We start from the raw sequence: 1,076 nt of genomic DNA, 5'->3' as shown, positions 1-1,076 counted from the left end.
GTCCCGGCCAACACCCCAACAGGCTCCTCCACCGGAACCCACGAAACCCGGAACCGCCAATCCGCCACCACCGAACCGGCCTGCTCCCGACGCCGGTAATCAGCCAACGCCGGCAACACCTCGCCCAACCGATCACCATCGATGTTCAACGCCGCCGCCAAGCCCTCCGCGTCCCCACCCTCGACCGCGGCCCAGAACTCGGCATCCACAACGGCACCCTCGGAAACCTCCGCCACACCCTCCGGCCAGTAGTGACGGTGCTGGAAGGCATAGGTCGGCAACTCCACCGCCGTGCCCGTGCCGAGTACAGCCGTCCAGTCGACGGCCGCGCCTCCCGTGTACGCCTCGGCGAGCGAGATCAGCAGCCGCTCCGAACCACCGTCGTCCCGCCGCAACGTACCCACCACCACCGGGGCCCGCTCGTCCAGAGCGTCCCCGATCGCCGACGTCAGCACTGGATGCGGGGACACCTCCACGAACGCACCGTGGCCCGCCTCACCGAGCAACCGCACGGCACGGTCGAACTCCACCGTCTCGCGCAAAGACGCGTACCAGTAGGCGGGGTCGAGCTCCGGACCCGCCAGCCACTCTCCCGTCAGCGCGGAGATCATCGGAACCTGTCCCTCGCGCGGGGCTATGTCGTGGAGGACGGCGAGGATCTCCTCCTTCAGCTCGTCCACGTGCGCACTGTGCGAGGCGTAGTCCACCGGAATCATCCGCGCACGCAGCGACTCCCCACAGGAGTCGGCCAGTTCACGCAACGCGTCCGCATCACCGGACACCACCGTCGACGCCGGACCATTCACCGCCGCGACAGAGAGACGAGCACCGTAGGAAGCGATCCTCCGGCGCACCCCGTCCACCGGCTCAGCGATCGAGAGCATCCCACCCCGACCCGCCAACGCCGTCAGAGTCCGACTCCGCAGAGCCACGACCTTCGCCGCATCCTCCAGCGACAGGATCCCCGCCACCACGGCGGCAGCGATCTCGCCCTGCGAATGACCCACCACCGCATCCGGCGACACACCCGCCGCCTCCCACACCGCGGCCAGCGACACCATCACCGCCCACAACGC

Annotated in this window: 1 protein-coding gene; it reads right to left on the bottom strand. The window is 69.1% G+C overall.

Features of this window, described 5'->3' with window-relative positions:
• The coding region (locus ACWCSV_RS34570; protein ID WP_451149233.1) for an acyltransferase domain-containing protein at positions 1–1,076 on the bottom strand (1,076 nt) is incomplete at both ends.

The organism is Streptomyces sp. NPDC001770 (assembly GCF_053596135.1).
Note: the sequence above shows the minus strand (reverse complement) of the source record. Positions and strands in the feature narration are given on the sequence as shown.